This window comes from Vibrio orientalis CIP 102891 = ATCC 33934 (assembly GCF_000176235.1).
Classification (GTDB): domain Bacteria; phylum Pseudomonadota; class Gammaproteobacteria; order Enterobacterales; family Vibrionaceae; genus Vibrio; species Vibrio orientalis.
The window spans coordinates 252,036-270,425 of sequence record NZ_ACZV01000002.1 but is presented as its reverse complement, the minus strand read 5'-3'; the positions used below and the strand labels follow the sequence as shown (position 1 = coordinate 270,425).

Genomic DNA, 18,390 nt, shown 5'->3' with positions numbered 1-18,390 from the left:
ACCACCTGCATGCGCTTTACGCCCAGTAATTCCGATTAACGCTCGCACCCTCCGTATTACCGCGGCTGCTGGCACGGAGTTAGCCGGTGCTTCTTCTGCAGCTAACGTCAAGTGAGGCCGCTATTAACGACTCCACCTTCCTCACTGCTGAAAGTACTTTACAACCCGAAGGCCTTCTTCATACACGCGGCATGGCTGCATCAGGCTTGCGCCCATTGTGCAATATTCCCCACTGCTGCCTCCCGTAGGAGTCTGGACCGTGTCTCAGTTCCAGTGTGGCTGATCATCCTCTCAGACCAGCTAGGGATCGTCGCCTTGGTGAGCCCTTACCTCACCAACTAGCTAATCCCACCTGGGCATATCCTGACGCGAGAGGCCCGAAGGTCCCCCTCTTTGGCCCGAAGGCATTATGCGGTATTAGCCATCGTTTCCAATGGTTATCCCCCACATCAGGGCAATTTCCCAGGCATTACTCACCCGTCCGCCGCTCGACGCCCTTAACGTCCCCCGAAGGTTCAGTTAAGTCGTTTCCGCTCGACTTGCATGTGTTAGGCCTGCCGCCAGCGTTCAATCTGAGCCATGATCAAACTCTTCAATTTAAGATTTTGTTCGGCTCAATGAATACTGACTTCAAAACTACTAATGTAATTTTAAAGCTATTATCGTTCCAACAGAACGATAATGAATTGACTGTGCCAAGTCCGAAGACTCGTTTGGTCACTTCGTTTCATTGAAACCTAATTTGATACCGAGGTATCTAATTGGATTATCATCAACGAGTGCCCACACAGATTGATAGGTCTATATTTTTAAAGAACTTCGTTTTGGGCTCTGCTCAAAACGGACGGCCATTTTATCGAGATAACTTATTGTGTCAAACACTTTTTTCGTTATTTCTTCGAAAGTTAGCATTTAACTTTCACCGCCGTTGTTGCCATCGCTTGTTAGCTCGGTTTCCCGTGACAACGGAGGCGCATTATAGGGAGTTCCGAATTAAGCACAACCCCTAAATTTAAAAAAACTGCTTTTTTTGAGTCGTTAGCTCAACAATCCATCAATAAGCATAAAAAGAACACAAAAGGGCCCCAATTAGGCCCTTATTTATCGATTACTTTTACGAAAACTATTGATGGGCAATTATCTGATCATTGCTCACTAGTAATTTTACCGGCTTGTCTGGAATCACTTTCCCGGCAAGAATCGCCTTTGCAAGCGGGTTTTCTACACTTTGCTGAATCGCACGCTTTAATGGTCTTGCGCCATAAACCGGGTCAAAGCCAACTTGTGCTATCAGGTCTAAGGCTTTCTCCGAGACATCTAGTGAATAACCTTTCTCTTCCATTCGCTTTGAAAGTCTCAAAAGCTGTATAGAAGCAATCGACTTAATATGCTCCTGGCCAAGTGGGTGGAAAACAACACTCTCATCAACTCGGTTTAAGAACTCAGGACGGAAATGTTTACTCACGACATCCATCACCTGCTCTTTCATACCTTGGTAATCGAGCGTGGCAAAGTTTTCTTGAATACGCGCTGAACCAAGATTCGAAGTCATGATCACGACCGTATTACGAAAATCCACCGTTCGGCCTTGTCCATCAGTCAAGCGACCATCATCTAACACCTGCAGCAGAATGTTAAATACATCTGGGTGTGCTTTCTCTACTTCATCTAATAAGATCACAGAGTAAGGTTTGCGGCGCACTGCTTCCGTTAGGTACCCCCCCTCTTCATACCCAACATAACCAGGAGGCGCCCCCACCAGCCTCGCAACTGAGTGCTTCTCCATAAATTCCGACATATCGATACGCACCATTGCATCTTCACTATCGAACATAAAGTTAGCTAGTGTTTTACATAGTTCTGTTTTACCAACACCGGTTGGCCCTAAGAAGAGGAAAGAGCCAATTGGTTGATTTGGGTCAGATAAGCCCGCTCGGCTACGTCGGATAGCGTTTGCAACCACTTCCACCGCTTCAGTTTGTCCGATGACGCGTTTATGCAAGACCTCTTCCATGCGCAGTAGTTTCTCTTTTTCTGCTTCGAGCATTTTAGAGACAGGGATACCAGTCTGCTTAGAGAGCACATCGGCAATTTCGTTATCGGTAACTTTATTTCGTAGCAATGTCATCTCTTGCATCTCAGCTTGAGTCGCAAGGTCTAACTGTTTCTCTAATTCCGGAATACGTCCGTATTGCAGTTCCGACATACGATTCAAATCACCAGCACGTCGCGCGAACTCCATATCCATACGAGCTTGTTCTAACTCTGACTTGATATGTTGCGTGCCAGACAGAGCGGCTTTCTCCGCATTCCACACTTCTTCGAGTTCAGCAAACGCTCGCTCTTTATCATTCAGCTCGTCATTCAGAATCGTTAAACGCTTTTCACTGGCTTCATCATGTTCATTAGTCAGCGCTTGCTGCTCTATTTTCAACTGGATGATTTTGCGCTCTAACTTATCCAACGACTCTGGCTTAGAATCGATTTGCATACGGATACTTGAAGCCGCTTCATCAATCAAATCGATCGCTTTATCTGGCAATTGGCGATCAGACACATAACGATGAGACAAGCTCGCCGCTGCAACAATAGCAGGATCGGTGATCTCTACATGGTGGTGCAGTTCATAGCGCTCTTTCAAACCACGTAAAATGGCGACAGTATCTTCAACACTTGGTTCATCAACAATAACTTTTTGAAAGCGTCGTTCAAGAGCAGGATCTTTTTCAATGTACTGGCGGTACTCATCAAGTGTCGTCGCACCCACACAGTGAAGTTCACCTCTTGCTAAAGCGGGTTTAAGCATGTTTCCAGCATCCATCGAGCCTTCACCTTTGCCCGCGCCAACCATAGTGTGAATTTCATCGATGAAGAGGATTACATTGCCCTCTTCTTTAGATAACTCATTGAGCACGGATTTAAGGCGTTCTTCAAATTCACCACGATACTTAGCACCCGCCACTAGCGCCCCCATATCGAGAGAAAGTACGCGACGACCACGTAATCCTTCTGGAACTTCATTGTTAATAATACGCTGAGCCAGACCTTCTACAATCGCCGTTTTACCAACACCAGGCTCACCAATAATGACCGGGTTATTTTTAGTACGGCGCTGAAGCACTTGAATGGTTCGGCGAATTTCATCATCACGACCAATAACTGGGTCAAGCTTGCCTTGTTCAGCTCGCTCCGTCAGATCAATGGTAAACTTTTCTAAAGCTTGACGAAGTTCTTCCGCGTTAGGGTCATCTATTTTCTGTCCGCCACGCACTTTATCAATCGCCTCAGATAGCTTGGTTTCCGTTAAGCCTGACTCTTTGAGCAAAGAACCTAATGGGCCTTTGTCTTCTAATGCTGCCAATAGAAAGACTTCAGATGAGATGTAGGAATCCTGACGCTTTTGAGCCACCTTGTCACACAAGTTAAACATTGTGCCCATTGCACTCGATAGCTGTACATCACCGCCAATACCACTAACCTTGGGTAAACGATCTAGAATTTCGCTTAACTTAGAGCGTAGATGTGTAATATCAACATTAAGCATGGTCAGCAGTGGACGAATCGGACTACCATTTTGGTCCATTAATGCCACCATCAAGTGAACCGGCTCGATATATTGATGATCGCGACCTAAAGCAAGCGACTGAGCGTCAGATATAGCGATTTGGAATTTGCTAGTAAATCTGTCAAGACGCATATCTACCTTCCTACCTCAACTGAGAAAAAATAACTAATCAGTATGAAAGATGGATACGCTTTGGAGGATTTTCAAGGGGAGTTAGTCTGTTTCCGTTATGAAAATAGACGATTAGTTTTCGATCCAGATAAAAGTAGCTTGCCGACCTGTTATTCCGTCTCGGCGATAGGAGTAAAAACGGCTAGCGTCTTCAAAAGTACACAGGTTGCTGTAGTAAACTTGATCAACACCAACACTATTGAGTCGTTGCGTCACCAATACATTCATATCAGCAAGCCACTTTCCCGGTTGTGATTTAGCGATAAACGCTTGCTGGGCGTCAGTGTTAACTGAAGTAAACGCGTCGACGACATCTTGGCCAACTTCAAAGGCAGCCTGGGCAATCGCAGGACCAACCCAAGCCATCACTTCACCATCAAACTTAGCTACCGCATTTTCTACAATACCATTCGCTAAGCCACGCCAACCAGCATGAACAGCAGCGACTTGAGTACCTTCTATATTGGTAAGCAGCACAGGAAGGCAATCCGCAGTCATTGCCGAACAAACCACACCAGCTGAAGCCGTAAACAAACCATCCGCATCTAACACTTGCTCCAGTGGCTCACATACTTCTGTTACAACAGTAGAATGTGTTTGATTCAACCAGATAGGCGCTGATGGCATGTGTGTCGCAACCGACAAAGCAGTGCGATTTTTAGCAACAATAGATTGTTCATCCCCAACATGAGTTCCCAAATTCAGTCCTTGATATGGACCAACAGAAAACCCCTCGCCTCTTGTCGAAGCGAAGGCTTTAACCTGTTTTTTGGCAGGCCAGTTAGGGATGATCATTTCCATGCTTAGAACTCGTCTTTTAAACCGTGTTCCTGAGTATCTTGACGCAATGCTTCTGCCATCTCGACCATATCGTCAGGTACTGGAGCATGGAACTCCACCTCTTCTCCGGTAATAGGATGCTCAAATTTAAGCATTACCGCGTGAAGCGCTTGACGATCAAAGCTGCGAATGTGGTTCGCTAACTCTTCTGACGCACCACTTGGAATACGTGCACGACCACCGTATGCAGTGTCCCCTAACAGAGGATGTTGCAAGTACGACATATGAACACGAATCTGGTGCGTACGACCTGTTTCCAGACGTAAACGGATACGTGTATGCTCACGGAAGTGTTCAGCAACTCGGTAGTGCGTAATTGCTGGCTTGCCCGTAGGAGTCACCGCCATTAGGGTTCGCTTAGTTGAGTGGCGACCAATTGGTTGCTCTACTCGCCCACCAGCGGTCATACGACCGATCGCGATCGCTTCATACTCACGCACAAAATTACGCTTCTTCTGTAACGCGCGGACTAAACGAGTTTGTGCTGGGACGGTTTTCGCCACAACCATCAGTCCGGTCGTATCTTTATCGAGACGGTGCACTATACCCGCGCGAGGCACTTCCGCGATATTTGGATAATGGTGCAACAGAGCATTAAGCACGGTACCATCTGGCGTACCCGCACCAGGGTGAACAACAAAACCACGAGGCTTATTGATCACTAAGAGATCGTCATCTTCATAAACGATATCAAGTGGGATGTCTTGTGCTTCCCAACGCTCTTCATCTTCAAGTTCTGCTTGTAAAATGATCTCTTCGCCGCCCATAACCTTGGTGCGGGGCTTTGATATCACTTCACCGTTAACTTTAACTTTACCGTCAAGCAGCCATTCCTTTAGGCGTGAACGAGAAAAGTCCGCGAATAATTCGGCGATAGCTTGGTCTAGGCGTTGGCCTAATTGGCTATCTTTTACTGTATTTGTTAATTCAATCTGCTGAGCCATATCGAACTTTTTTAAAAACTGTGAGACTAATTGTCACTAGTGTGGAAAAATGTACTATTGGACATTGTATCTGTTACTGCTTAGAAAGTAACGGAAGCATCTGAAATATTTATCTCAAGGAATCGAATCCTGACATGAAAAAGCATACTTTATCTGGCTTGTTGGCACTATCACTACTGGTTGGCTGCTCTAGCAGCGAAGAAGTCGTTCCAGACGTGCCACCATCTGAGCTTTACTCAGATGCACAGATTTCGCTTCAAAGTGGTAACTGGCTAACTGCAATTGAAAAGCTAGAGGCTCTAGATTCTCGTTACCCATTTGGCGCGTACTCTGAGCAAGTTCAGTTAGACCTGATCTATGCATACTATAAAAACGATGATCTTGCTTTAGGTCTTGCGACTATCGAACGCTTTATGCGCTTAAACCCTACCCAGGAGAAATTGGACTGGGTACTTTACATGCGTGGCCTAACCCATATGGCACAAGACCGAAACTTCATGCATGACTTGTTCAATGTCGATCGTAGTGATCGCGATCCTGAGCCAGTAAAAAAAGCGTTTGCTGATTTTAAAAAGCTCCTTGAGCGATACCCTAATAGCCCATATGCGGAAGATTCTCAAAAGCGCATGTACGCTTTAAAAAATCGTCTCGCTGAATATGACTTAGCAACAGCAGATTTCTATCTGCGCAGAGAAGCATGGATTGCAGCGATCAACCGCACGCAAGAGTTACAAAAAACGTATCCAGATACCGAAGCTGCTCGAAAATCGCTAGATATTCAACTTGAGGCATACAAACAACTTAACCTGCAAGACGCCGTTGAGCGTACGGAGAAGTTGATTGAGCTTAACCCTCAGTAACCAGCTATAAAGTAAGAAAAAAACGCCTCCAGCCCGAGGCGTTTTTTTTATGCCTAGCATTTTGCGTACCTATTACTTTCGGACTACATTTTAATCAATGTGGTTTAGAGGTGTTTCATGCTACGAGTCATTTTTCTTTTTTTATTCTTCAGTTTATCGATAGGTCAGGCGATCGCGTTGTCTTTGTCTCCTATGCAAAAACAACCCTACCTAGGCGATCTTCCTACGCTCGAAAAGAAAGGCGTGATCCGAGTTCTTGTTTCTGCTGATCTCGGTTTTTATTATGTGGAAGGGGGGAAGCCTAAAGGAATCTTAGCCGAACTCTTATATCACTTCGAAAAAGAGTTAAGACAACGTTCCTCTTACTTTAATCTTCAAGTCATTCCTGTCCACAGAGATGAGCTGATCCCGTCACTTGAAAAAGGCTTTGGCGATTTAGTGGTGGCTAACCTCACCATTACTTCTGCGAGAAAAGAACATGTCAATTTTAGCGCCCCTGTATTAAAACAAGTCAATGAGTTACTCGTTACTCATAAGAATCACCCTCCTATCGACTCGCTTTGGTCGTTAAGTGGCAGAGAAGTCTGGGTACGCGCTAGCTCAAGCTACTTCGAAAGTTTGCAAAAGCTTAATACAGAACTTGATAAACAAGGAAAAGCCCCGGTTATTGTCCGTTTTATCGAAGAAACATTACAAGACTTAGAACTGATTGAGTTGGTTAACCAAGGGCACCTGCCCGCCACGATTTTAGATAGCCATAAGACAGAACTTTGGCTCAAGGTCATGGACAATATCCAAGTCCATGACGCAATTCCACTTAGAGAAGAAGGTCAAATTGCATGGGCAATGAGAAAAAACAGCCCTAAGCTGGAAGTTTTCGTCAATCAATATTTAAAGAAATACCGTTCAGGTACTCTGCTGGGCAACGTTATTTATGGCAAGTATCTGAATAACACCAAATGGCTCAAACGTGTGCTAAACCCCCAGCACATCACTAAACTAGAATCACTATCGGAAATATTTGAAGTCTACTCTGATCAATACAGTTTCGATTCGCTGATGATATCCGCTCAAGGCTTTCAAGAGTCAGGGTTAGACCAAAGTAAAGTGTCACATAAAGGTGCCGTTGGTGTGATGCAAGTTCTGCCTAGCACCGCGAAAGATCCCAACGTCAACATCCCAGACATCTATCAAGTCGAGAATAATATTCACGCAGGCGTGAAATATATGCGTTTCATCAAAGATCGTTACTTTAGTGATGAATCGATCCTCCCAGAAGACCAAGTCTACTTTTCACTTGCTGCGTATAACGCTGGCCCGGCTAATATCCGAAAAATGCGCCGCTTAGCTGAGAAAAATGGCTATGACCCCAATAAATGGTTTCGCAATGTTGAAATCATGGCGAGAAGAAATATCGGCCGAGAGCCTGTCCATTACGTTTCTAACATCAATCGTTATTTTATTATCTACAAACAGCTGAACGCTTTAAAGTTGGTGAGAGAGACTCAAGCGACGCAAAACCAACAAAGCACACCGTCACTAGTGATTGATGATTAGAGCGCTGAAAAAGAAGAGGGAGAAAATAAAGCGTTGAGGAATCTGGAATTCAATTCACAAATGTTGGATGGTCAATTCCTAATCAACGATTTTTATTAGGCCGTATTAAGCCACTAAAAAGCGGATGATTTTTAGTTGTTTACCTCTCCCAATCTAATGAGTTTTTTCATTGAAACAAGCTTTTTCGATGCCAAACAGTTACACACTTTGAGCCAGATCACGTTTAAATTTAGCTAATAAAAACACCGACAGAATGGTGATCTATATCACATTATTTCTTCATGGGATAAGTAATCTGGAGTTAACCCATGAAGGATGACACAGAGGAAAACATCTATGAAAGTAAACATCACTGGTAAAAACATCGACATCACCTCTGCAATCCGCACTCACATTGAGAGCAAGTTTAAAAAGCTAGAAAAGTGGCAAGTAGACATTATCGGTTGTCAGGCAAGCTTCAGCGAAGAGCCAAATAAGCAGAAAAAATTTGAAGCTGTAATTACTGTACCGAAGGGCCAACTTATCGCATCCGCAACACATGAAGATTTATATGCTGCCGTGAACGAGGTAGAACAGAAACTAGAGCGTCAGCTAAACAAACTACGTCACAAGCCAGAAGCACGTCGTACAGACAAGCCTGAGCTGGAAGAAGAAGTAGAATAAAAATATAAATTGAGAGGATTCAGAAAAATAGCGCCGAATGGCGCTATTTTTTTGCTTGACGCTCCATTCTCGGTTGCTTATGGTGTTTAAAGATTCACTACAAAAACGACGAATATGCACAACACAACTCTGTTCTTTTTTGACTTCTTTTTTCTCCACTAGGCTTGGAGGCTCTCTCGTTTTCGGAAAGATAAGTCAAAAACGAACAGAAAGCCTCCCAAAGGGAGGCTTTTTTTATGAGGAATACTAGGATGACTGACCAAAAATACTCGCTTGAAGAAATACGCTTACGATTGAATGAACTGGATGACCAGCTACTAAAGCTGCTCTCGGAGCGTCGTCAAATGAGTATTGAAGTGGCAAAAAGCAAAGTCCAAACATCAAAGCCTGTACGTGATGCCGATAGAGAGCAGCAATTGCTAGTGAAATTGATCAATAACGGCTATCAGAAGTACGATCTTGATGCGCAATACATCACTAAGCTATTCCACACAATTATCGAAGACTCGGTTCTTCTTCAGCAGTCATACCTACAAAACTTAGCCAACCCAGAACTCAGTCGCAAGCCACTGGCACGAGTCGCTTTTCTCGGTTCTAAAGGTTCATATTCTCACTTGGCAAGTCGCGAGTACTTTAGCCGTAAGAATACAGAGCTGATTGAACTTAACTGCGAGCACTTTAAAGAAGTCGCTAATACCGTAGAGTCCGGCCACGCTGATTACGGCGTTCTTCCTATCGAGAACACAAGTTCTGGCTCAATCAATGAAGTCTACGATTTACTGCAACACACCACGCTGTATATTGTAGGCGAATTGACACTACCGATTGAGCACTGTTTAGTTGCCACAGCAGACTTAAGACTGGAAGAAATTAAAACGCTCTACTCTCACCCTCAACCACATGCACAATGCAGTGAGTTTTTGAGTAAGCTCAATGGCGTTAAACTTGAATCATGCGCAAGTACTGCTGATGCAATGCGTAAAGTGAAAGAGATGAAGCGCACCGACGTCGCGGCCATTGGTAATGCGTCAAGTGGCAAACTGTATGGCCTACAGCCAATCCAGAGCAATATCGCCAATCAAACAGAAAACCACACCCGCTTTATCGTTGTTGCACGTAAGCCAGTGGAAGTCTCTGCTCAAATCCCAGCGAAAACGACACTAATCATGTCAACGTCTCAAGATGCCGGCTCATTAGTTGAGACACTGTTAGTGCTACAGCGCTACAGTATCAATATGACCAAACTAGAATCGCGTCCAATCATGGGTAACCCTTGGGAAGAGATGTTTTATGTCGACCTAGAGTCTCATTTGGACTCAGTTCAGATGCAACAAGCACTCAATGAGCTAACTAAAATCACCAAACATTTGAAAGTATTGGGCTGCTACCCAAGCGAAAATGTGAAACCGACTCAGGTAAAGTTACAGTAAATAAACCTACGCAGGTCAAATAAATACACTCTTCTAGCTGACACATTTTATTAATATTTTTAGTATCGTTGGATATTAAGTTGCATATTAGTGTTGTGTCAGCTCGAATTCACTGACTCTGATAAGCCTGTCCCTTCAGATTTATTCAAAAGGTAATACCTAGTCAGTATGAGAGTTCCTTTCTTATCACTATTCCTATTTGTCAGCTCTATTAGCTTCGCCTCTGAAACTCCTCTCAATATCTATATGTGGGAAGACACCTTGTCACCCAACGTCCACAGTGACTGGGAGAAGCAAACCGGTGTACCGATTACACTGTCTCATTTTGATAATGATGATGAACGAAGCTTATTGATGATGAAGAGTGTCCAACTGCCATTTGATATTGTGGTTCTGGATAACGTCTCCGCTCAGATATATGGTCGACTGGGTTCATTTGAAGATTTGTCCCATTTAACCAATCGCTCCAACAATAAGAGCCAGTGGAACCAAGCTTGTGGCACCCATGCTATTCCTTACTTCTGGGGAACGGTAGGGATTGCGTACCGAAAGGATCTAATTCAAGCGCCCCCTTTAACGTGGCAAGAGTTCGTTCACCCTAACGATGAATGGGTGGGTAAGATAGGCCTAATCAATGACAGTATCGAAACCTTTTTACCCGTTTTTTATAGCTTAGGACTTTCCCCTACCACAGCGAGCCCCACCGACCTTCATGCAGCTTACTCAGCGATCATGTCGTTCAACGATAGTGTCCTAACCTACGAATATATTTTAAGCTATATTCGCAGTCAGTCTGATCCTAATCAGCTGCAAATGGCCCTAGCTTACAGTGGCGACCAGTACTCGCTAAATCGGTTCTTTGGTAAGGACAAGTGGGACTATGTCATTCCTGAAGGTGAAATGTTTGTTTGGGTTGACTGCCTCGCCGTCACTAGCCACTCTGAGAATAAACAAACTGCGAAAGCTTTTTTAAACTATCTGATGGATCCCAGAGTTGCTGCAAAGAATGCAATAGATATCAAAGCTGCTACGCCCAACTTAAGTGCTATAGAACTATTACCTGATTGGTATTTAGATGATGCATCATTGTTCCCATCACAAGAGCGCATGAAAAACGCCAGAATAGATAGTGAACTCTCGGCACAAAATATCAGTATGAGAGTGAAAATGATTAACCAGTTATTGAAACGTCATGAAGCTAAATACTAGAGTATTACTACTCGTCGCACCGGTGATTATGTTAAGTGCAGCTGTCTCTAGCTATAGCATTTATATCAATCAAAAAGATGCGTTAATTAAACGAGAAAACAGTTACCTGCAACTCTCAATGGAAAAGCTTGCAGGGCACTTTCGTCAATCATTAGCTCTAATCAACAGTTACTCTTTAACATTGACGAAGAGCGACATCATTCGCAATTACTTTGGTCAAGCGGACAATCCCTACCGAGAAGTGAAACTGATTAGCAACCTACAGACAACGATAGAAACCTTACAATCAAACAAACAAGACGATATTGCCGTCGCCATCGTTGATAGTAACCAGAACGTCAAATTCTATGCTGATAATCAAACAGACCCTTTTGCTTCCCTTGATGAAAACGTTTTAAAGTACGTCGAGAATATTTACCAAAGTACTGGGTATACTTCCTATACTGGTTTTGCTAAAAGCTATCAAGGACAAAGCATCTTAGTGCGCTATGATGTGTTAGACAGGAGCACGTTAGTCTCCCCCCTGAGTTACAATAAAGACCAGATTTTTTTCATCGTTGTCTCCCTATCACTAGAAAAATTCGATCAACTTAAACACATCTTAGAATTTGATAACGATAGTAGTATCTTCTTTGCCGATGAACCGGTGATCAAGTCGGGACTCGCACAATCTGTGGAACTCAAACCTGGTCTGCATGCCATTCTCGATCCCGCTCAATACCTTACGACGGAGAAGTTAGCTAAGATTGAACAACGGCTACTGATGTCATTCGGCGCCTCATCATTAGTTACAGTGCTCATCCTGTTGTTTTTGCTCTACCGCCATGTGATTAAGCCGATTACTCACCTCGATCGTCAACTGCAAGATGTTGAGATGAAAAGGCGTAGCAATATTGAAAAGCTCAACAACGACAACGAGATTGGCCGTCTATCAATTCGTTTCTATGATATGTACAAAGAGCTCAACTCCAGTTATCAGAAAACCAAAGCGATGGCTGAAAATGACCACCTCACTCAATTGGCTAATCGCTATCAATTCCAAACCTATGTCGAGCGCTCTCTCGCGCAGAAACTAATCCATAAGTTTGCTTGGATTTTGTATATCGATCTCGACAACTTTAAGTACGTTAACGACAAGTACGGCCATCATATTGGCGATTCTCTCTTAGTAAGCTTCGCTGAACACATCAAACGCATCAGTCTTGAGTACGAGCGCCGTCACGGCATCAAATGTTTAGCATCTCGCCTATCTGGGGATGAGTTTGCTATCTTTATTGCCGCAGCTCACAACACCAACTATGCAGAAGATTTAGCTCATGCCGTACTTGAGCCGATTCAAAACCCTGCCTATAGCTCAATTGGCAATTTTCCAATTACCGCTAGTATAGGGATTACCTCATATCCAGACGATGGAACCGAGCTGGTTAAACTCCTTTCGCACGCTGATACTGCGATGTACCAAGCCAAGCGCGCAGGTAAAAATCAGATCGCGTATTATTCTAAAGCCCTTGATGATGTTGCTCGCCGCCAAGCACAAGTTGAACGAGCATTAAGAAACGGTGATTTAGAGAACGAATTTACTCTGCTTTATCAGCCCTATTTCGATCGCAGTGGAGAAGTAATTAAAGGTGTCGAAGCCCTATTGCGCTGGGATTCACCTCAATTAGGTAAGGTCAATCCAAGCGAATTCATCCCAATTTCAGAGCAAATTGGTCTGTTCGGCACGATTGACCGCTGGGTTATCAAACAAGCTTTTAAAGACTTCACAAAGCTACAGGGTTGCTTTGAAACGCCGATTAATCTATCGATCAATCTCTCTTCCGCGGAGTTGGATTCACTACAACTGGCTAGCGACATTCAGTCTTTAATGCTTCGCTACCCAGTGACGCCTCATTTGATTGATTTTGAGATTACTGAAACCTTTGCATCAGATTCGCAAAGCTACTTATTACTTCATGAATTAGCGCAAATGGGCTTTAAGCTAACAATAGATGATTTTGGTTCTGGCTACACTTCGATCACCCAGTTGGTCGAATACCCAGTACAGAAGATCAAGTTTGATCGAGAATTCTTAGAGACATTAATCAAAACTAATAACCATCAGGTTGTAAAACCTCTGGTTGACCTTTGTCACTCTCAATCTATGATAGTCACTGCCGAAGGCATTGAGTCAGAAGAGATGCATCGTTGGTTGGCCGAAAACAAATGCGACTATATGCAAGGCTTTTATTTGTCATCGCCCCTCTCTTTAGCTCAGTTAAAGTCTGAACCTAAAACCCAGAAAGGAAACCTTGATATCCATGAAGAAGGTTATTGTAGCCTCGCTTAACCCCGCCAAAGTTAACGCTGTAAAAAGCGCTTTTGAAGCATCGTTTAGCGGCGAAAAATTTGAATTTGTTGGTGTCAGTGTAGCAAGCGACGTTGCCGACCAGCCAATGACTAATGATGAAACTCATAAAGGCGCGCTCAATCGTGTTGCAAACGCCAAGGCGGAATACGGAGATGGTGACTATTATGTCGGCCTCGAAGCGGGGATTGAAGGCAATGTCACATTCGCTTGGATGGTAGTTGAATCCGCCACTCATCGCGGCGAGTCCCGCTCAGCAAGCTTAATGCTTCCGCCCGTAGTCATCGAAAAGCTTCAGTACGCTAATGAGCTAGGTGATGTAATGGATGAAGTTTTTGCTACCGAGAATATCAAACAAAAAGGGGGGGCAATTAGCCTGCTAACCCATGACCTACTCACTCGTAGCTCTGTATACCATCAGGCGTTAATTCTGGCCTTAATTCCCTTTGTTAACCCTGTGCACTTTCCTGCCAATTTATAATCCTGAGAACAAAAAAGAAGGGTGCCTATTGGCTCCCTTCTTTCTTTTCTAGCAGTAGAGCAATCTCTTGCTTCTCTTCTGCGCTCTTTGATTTCAATTCATTAGAGCCTCGAGTAATGGTCGCAATACCCACGCCTAGCATCTGACTAATTTGTCTTTGCGATAACTCCCCTTTGAGCAACTCGCGAAAGATATTGACTCGCGCAACCAAAGCTTCTCGTTCATCAGGGGTCAGCAGCATAGTTAATAACATTTCATGCTGCTGGGATTGGCTGCTCTCGCTGATCAGATCTAAGATCTGTTGCCACTCTTTATATTCTGGCTCTAATGACATCTTATAAGGTGCTCACTAATATTTCGCATTCAACTCATGTTGATTTAAAAAGGCACCATCCACGCCAAGAAGTTCTCGGTAGTAAGTTTCAAACATCAAAATGTTTTGCACATAGCCGCGAGTTTCTTTAAACGGAATCGCCTCAATAAACGCGTAAGCGTCCAGCTTACCTTGCGTACGCTCACGCCAAGTTTTCACTCGGTTTGGCCCTGCATTATACGCTGCCAAGGCGAAAATTCGATTGTTATCGTATTGATCCAACAAACCATCAAGGTAATGGCTGCCTATTTCAATGTTCTTACCCACTTGGTACAGCTCTTTTGAACCCTGATAACTCAGTTTGTATTTCTTTGCGGTGTACTTCGCGGTCGACGGCATAATCTGCATAATACCTCGAGCTCCAACTGGCGAACGCGCTTCTATATCAAGTGCACTCTCTTGCCTTGCTAAAGACATCAAAGTAATTGGGTCAATGCTGTGTTTGTCTGCATAAAAGTTAAACCACCAGCGATGAGCGACAGGAAAACGCATATGAATGTTATCCCACATTTTGGCTTTAATGCTCGCGGTAACCGTTAAGTGGTGCCAGCCTTTAAATGAGGCAAATGCCGCTAACATCTCTTTTTGAGTACTATCGGCACGCTCTAGCAACCAGTTCCACTCGCTCTTCGCTGCGGCTATTTTATCTCGCTCAATCAGCTCTTCAATTCGGATAAGATCGCTATTAAAGCCCTGCACTCGCGCTTTATCTAGAGAGATTTCTGACGTTGGATACGCAATTGAGCGCTTGAGTTCTTTAGCAGCAGCAACGCTATAGAAATTACGCTGACCAATGATCGCTTCCATACGCTGTTTACCCGCACTTCGCTTGCCAAGCGCTAACTCACTACGCCCTAACCAATATTGCCAACGTAAACTAGCCTGAGATTCTTCCGGAAGAATGGCAATCCAATCCGTTACACCTTGCCAATCGGCATGCTGAATGGCCAAGCGAATACGGCGCTCTATCAAGGTATCACTTGAAGAGTTTTCCGTTTGCTTATCTCGCCAATTCGCCAACGAATCAGAGTCAGTATTGATCAACCTAAGCGCAATATAATCAGCTAACTTTTGACTCGCTTCTTGATCAAACTTTTGCGCTTTCACAACCCCTGAAACTACCTGTTGGGCTTGTTCTACGTCTTTACGAGCCAGTTTCTGCAGCGCCAATTTTGTTTGCTGGCGATTAAAATCTGTTGCAGGCTGCTTTTTCGCAAATGACAACACAGATTCCGGTTTGTTAAACAGCGCCAATATTTGCTTTGCTTGGCCCTGAGCTTTAGCACTCGATAGCTGCTTTTGCAGATATTTCATCAAGCCACCATTACGGGACTGAAATGCTAATACCATTCGATCAAGGATCAATTGATCAGTTTTAAGTCCAGCCTTATCCCAACGCTCAAATAACGGGTCACAAGCATCGGCAATGCTTTTGCCCGACAACCAAAGTTTTTTCGCGCCTTGGAATGCAAGTGCTTTATCACCGGCTATCGCTTGTGCATTGAAGTAATGACACTGATAGGTTTCCCCCCTCGGTTCGCTGGTCTGGAACTCTAGCAATCTTTTCCACTCACCTTTTTTCGCTAGTTGATCAATATAAGGCGCGCGAATACGTTTCGAGAACGGGAATGAATAATGGTCTTTAATAAAGGCCTCGACCTCACTAGGTGGACGCTCTCCTAGCCCGACTAAAAAACTGCGATAGTCGACATAAGGGGTCAAAGGATAATCTGCGATTGATGGTCGAATCTTTTGGTATTCCGCTACTTGTTGAGAATCGAGTAGCGTTTGTGCTTGATCATAAATCTCGCGTTGGGTTTGCAGGTCGACAGCCATTGCTGACGTTGCAAAGATTGCGCTGCAGGCCATCGTAGAAACAAAAACAACCGATGAAGGAATACATTGCAGCGACTTGGAGAAAGTCAGGTTCATTATGGTCTCATCCTGAGATTATATAAATGCGTTTTCCTATTAATGCTCATTGTAAACATCTGTGTAAAGCGAATAGGTGTAAATATTGATAAATTCACACTACTGTGACGTCTCGCCGACTTTATGCTTACTATTGCCTATAAATTCATCAACAGTAACGTTTGTTGCTAACAGGAGTTGTTTCTCTGGTAACAAACTGAGCGCTATTAGTATAAAATAACCCTTTATGTAAATTGATTATTTAGGAACGATCGGCAATGGCTGAATACGTATATACCATGTCGCGCGTGAGCAAAATTGTGCCACCAAAGCGACAAATTCTTAAAGACATCTCTCTAAGCTTCTTCCCTGGCGCAAAAATCGGTGTTTTGGGTCTAAACGGTGCCGGTAAATCGACGCTACTGCGTATCATGGCGGGTATCGATACTGATATCGACGGTGAAGCACGTCCACAACCAGGTCTCAATGTTGGTTACCTACCTCAGGAACCAGTACTGGATGAGTCAAAGACAGTTCGTGAAATCGTTGAAGAAGCCGTATCTGATGTTGCTGGTGCAATGAAGCGTCTTGACGAAGTATACGCAGCATACGCTGAACCTGATGCTGATTTTGATGCTCTTGCAAAAGAGCAAGGCGAGCTAGAAGCGCTTATCCAAGCAAAAGATGGTCACAACCTAGAAAACTCTCTTGAGCGCGCGGCAGATGCACTGCGTCTTCCTGAATGGGACGCTAAGATTGAACACCTATCTGGTGGTGAACGTCGCCGTGTTGCTATCTGTCGTCTGCTTCTAGAAAAACCTGACATGCTGCTACTAGACGAACCAACCAACCACCTTGATGCAGAATCTGTTGCTTGGCTTGAACGTTTCCTAGTGGATTATACAGGTACTGTGGTTGCGATTACCCACGACCGTTACTTCCTAGATAACGCTGCGGGTTGGATCCTTGAACTTGACCGTGGTGAAGGTATTCCATGGCAAGGTAATTATACCTCTTGGCTTGAGCAAAAAGACGCTCGTCTACAGCAAGAAGCATCACAAGAGAAAGCTCGTCAAAAAACGATTGAGAAAGAGCTTGAGTGGGTTCGTCAAAATCCTAAAGGTCGTCAAGCGAAGTCGAAAGCTCGTATGGCACGCTTTGAAGAGCTACAAAGTGGCGATCACCAGAAACGTAACGAAACCAACGAACTGTTTATCCCACCAGGTGAGCGCCTAGGTGATAAGGTTATCGAAGTCAATAACCTAACTAAATCGTTCGACGGACGTGTACTGATTGATGACCTATCATTTAGCATGCCTAAAGGTGCTATTGTCGGCATCATCGGTGCTAACGGTGCAGGTAAATCGACGCTATTCAAGATGCTAAGCGGAACTGAACAACCAGACGCTGGTACGATTGAAATGGGTGATACTGTTAAGCTTGCTTCTGTTGATCAGTTCCGTGACTCAATGGATGACAGCAAAACAGTATTCCAAGAGATCTCTGAAGGCGCTGATATCATCAAGATCAACAACTTCGAAATCCCTGCTCGTGCTTACTGTTCGCGCTTTAACTTCAAAGGCTCAGACCAACAAAAGGTCATCGGTGAGCTTTCTGGTGGTGAACGCAACCGTGTCCACCTAGCTAAGCTACTTAAAGCTGGCGGTAACGTACTGCTACTCGATGAACCAACCAACGACCTTGACGTTGAGACGCTACGTGCACTAGAAGAAGCGCTGCTAGAGTTCCCGGGTTGTGCAATGGTTATCTCGCACGACCGCTGGTTCTTAGACCGTATTGCGACTCACATCATCGACTACCGTGACGAAGGTCAGGTGAACTTCTATGAAGGTAACTATACTGAGTACATGGAGTGGTTGAAGAAGACCCTTGGTCCAGAAGCTGCGGAACCACATCGCATTAAATACAAGCGTATTACTAAGTAATAATACTGCTTGATATTCATGCAAAGGCCGCTAATATTAGCGGCCTTTATTATATCGATCTCAATACTGATAACTCAGGCATTGATAAACATG

Annotated in this window: 13 protein-coding genes, 1 rRNA gene and 1 other annotated feature; of the genes, 8 read left to right on the top strand and 6 right to left on the bottom strand. The window is 44.2% G+C overall.

Translation table 11 applies throughout. From position 1 onward, the window contains the following. The 4 genes from VIA_RS02045 to rluD all read right to left on the bottom strand — a co-directional run. Nucleotides 1–599 (bottom strand): 16S ribosomal RNA (locus VIA_RS02045); the annotation flags it as partial. 524 nt (nt 600–1,123) lie between these two features. Next, a complete protein-coding gene (gene clpB / locus VIA_RS02040; RefSeq protein WP_004410328.1) occupies nt 1,124–3,697 on the bottom strand; it encodes an ATP-dependent chaperone ClpB in 2,574 nt (857 codons plus the stop codon). Nucleotides 3,698–3,808: 111 nt separating this feature from the next. Further along, the gene (pgeF, locus tag VIA_RS02035; protein ID WP_004410326.1) at nt 3,809–4,537 is read right to left on the bottom strand and encodes a peptidoglycan editing factor PgeF; all 729 of its coding nucleotides are present in this window, start codon (nt 4,535–4,537) and stop codon (nt 3,809–3,811) included. Between the two features lie 2 nt (nt 4,538–4,539). Next, nucleotides 4,540–5,520 (bottom strand): 23S rRNA pseudouridine(1911/1915/1917) synthase RluD, encoded by a 981-nt coding sequence (gene rluD / locus VIA_RS02030; RefSeq protein WP_004410324.1) that lies wholly within the window; start codon nt 5,518–5,520, stop codon nt 4,540–4,542. Nucleotides 5,521–5,654: 134 nt separating this feature from the next. Here rluD and bamD point away from each other — a divergent pair, with 134 nt between their 5' ends. The 7 genes from bamD (at nt 5,655) to yjjX (ending at nt 14,067) form a co-directional block, all read left to right on the top strand. Continuing rightward, nucleotides 5,655–6,380, top strand: coding sequence for an outer membrane protein assembly factor BamD (gene bamD, locus VIA_RS02025; RefSeq protein ID WP_004410322.1), 726 nt, complete (start codon nt 5,655–5,657; stop codon nt 6,378–6,380). A gap of 117 nt (nt 6,381–6,497) precedes the next feature. Beyond that, on the top strand, nt 6,498–7,937 hold the full coding sequence (locus VIA_RS02020; protein WP_004410316.1) for an MltF family protein: 1,440 nt from the start codon (nt 6,498–6,500) through the stop codon (nt 7,935–7,937). A gap of 336 nt (nt 7,938–8,273) precedes the next feature. Further along, entirely contained in the window at nt 8,274–8,600 is a 327-nt protein-coding gene (gene hpf / locus VIA_RS02015) for a ribosome hibernation-promoting factor, HPF/YfiA family (RefSeq protein ID WP_004410314.1), read from the top strand. Nucleotides 8,601–8,717: 117 nt separating this feature from the next. Beyond that, nucleotides 8,718–8,838, top strand: a sequence feature (Phe leader region). A gap of 13 nt (nt 8,839–8,851) precedes the next feature. Next, nucleotides 8,852–10,030, top strand: coding sequence for a prephenate dehydratase (gene pheA, locus VIA_RS02010; protein WP_004410312.1), 1,179 nt, complete (start codon nt 8,852–8,854; stop codon nt 10,028–10,030). A gap of 168 nt (nt 10,031–10,198) precedes the next feature. After that, nucleotides 10,199–11,239 carry a polyamine ABC transporter substrate-binding protein gene (locus tag VIA_RS02005; RefSeq protein ID WP_004410307.1) on the top strand — a complete coding sequence of 347 codons (1,041 nt, stop codon included), beginning with the start codon at nt 10,199–10,201 and terminating at the stop codon, nt 11,237–11,239. Then, on the top strand, nt 11,223–13,568 hold the full coding sequence (locus tag VIA_RS02000; RefSeq protein WP_004417402.1) for a putative bifunctional diguanylate cyclase/phosphodiesterase: 2,346 nt from the start codon (nt 11,223–11,225) through the stop codon (nt 13,566–13,568). Before VIA_RS02005 ends, VIA_RS02000 begins: the two co-directional genes overlap by 17 nt. Further along, a complete protein-coding gene (yjjX, locus tag VIA_RS01995) occupies nt 13,540–14,067 on the top strand; it encodes an inosine/xanthosine triphosphatase (protein ID WP_004410298.1) in 528 nt (175 codons plus the stop codon). Before VIA_RS02000 ends, yjjX begins: the two co-directional genes overlap by 29 nt. Nucleotides 14,068–14,092: 25 nt before the next feature. Here yjjX and trpR read toward each other — a convergent pair whose 3' ends face one another. Together trpR and sltY are read right to left on the bottom strand one after the other, a co-directional pair. Continuing rightward, nucleotides 14,093–14,401 (bottom strand): trp operon repressor, encoded by a 309-nt coding sequence (gene trpR, locus VIA_RS01990; RefSeq protein ID WP_004410295.1) that lies wholly within the window; start codon nt 14,399–14,401, stop codon nt 14,093–14,095. A 15-nt stretch (nt 14,402–14,416) separates the two neighbouring features. Further along, nucleotides 14,417–16,372, bottom strand: a complete 1,956-nt coding sequence (sltY, locus tag VIA_RS01985; protein ID WP_004410292.1) for a murein transglycosylase — start codon at nt 16,370–16,372, stop codon at nt 14,417–14,419. A gap of 257 nt (nt 16,373–16,629) precedes the next feature. Here sltY and ettA point away from each other — a divergent pair, with 257 nt between their 5' ends. Beyond that, the gene (gene ettA, locus VIA_RS01980; RefSeq protein WP_004410290.1) at nt 16,630–18,297 is read left to right on the top strand and encodes an energy-dependent translational throttle protein EttA; all 1,668 of its coding nucleotides are present in this window, start codon (nt 16,630–16,632) and stop codon (nt 18,295–18,297) included. Nucleotides 18,298–18,390 lie beyond the last annotated feature (93 nt).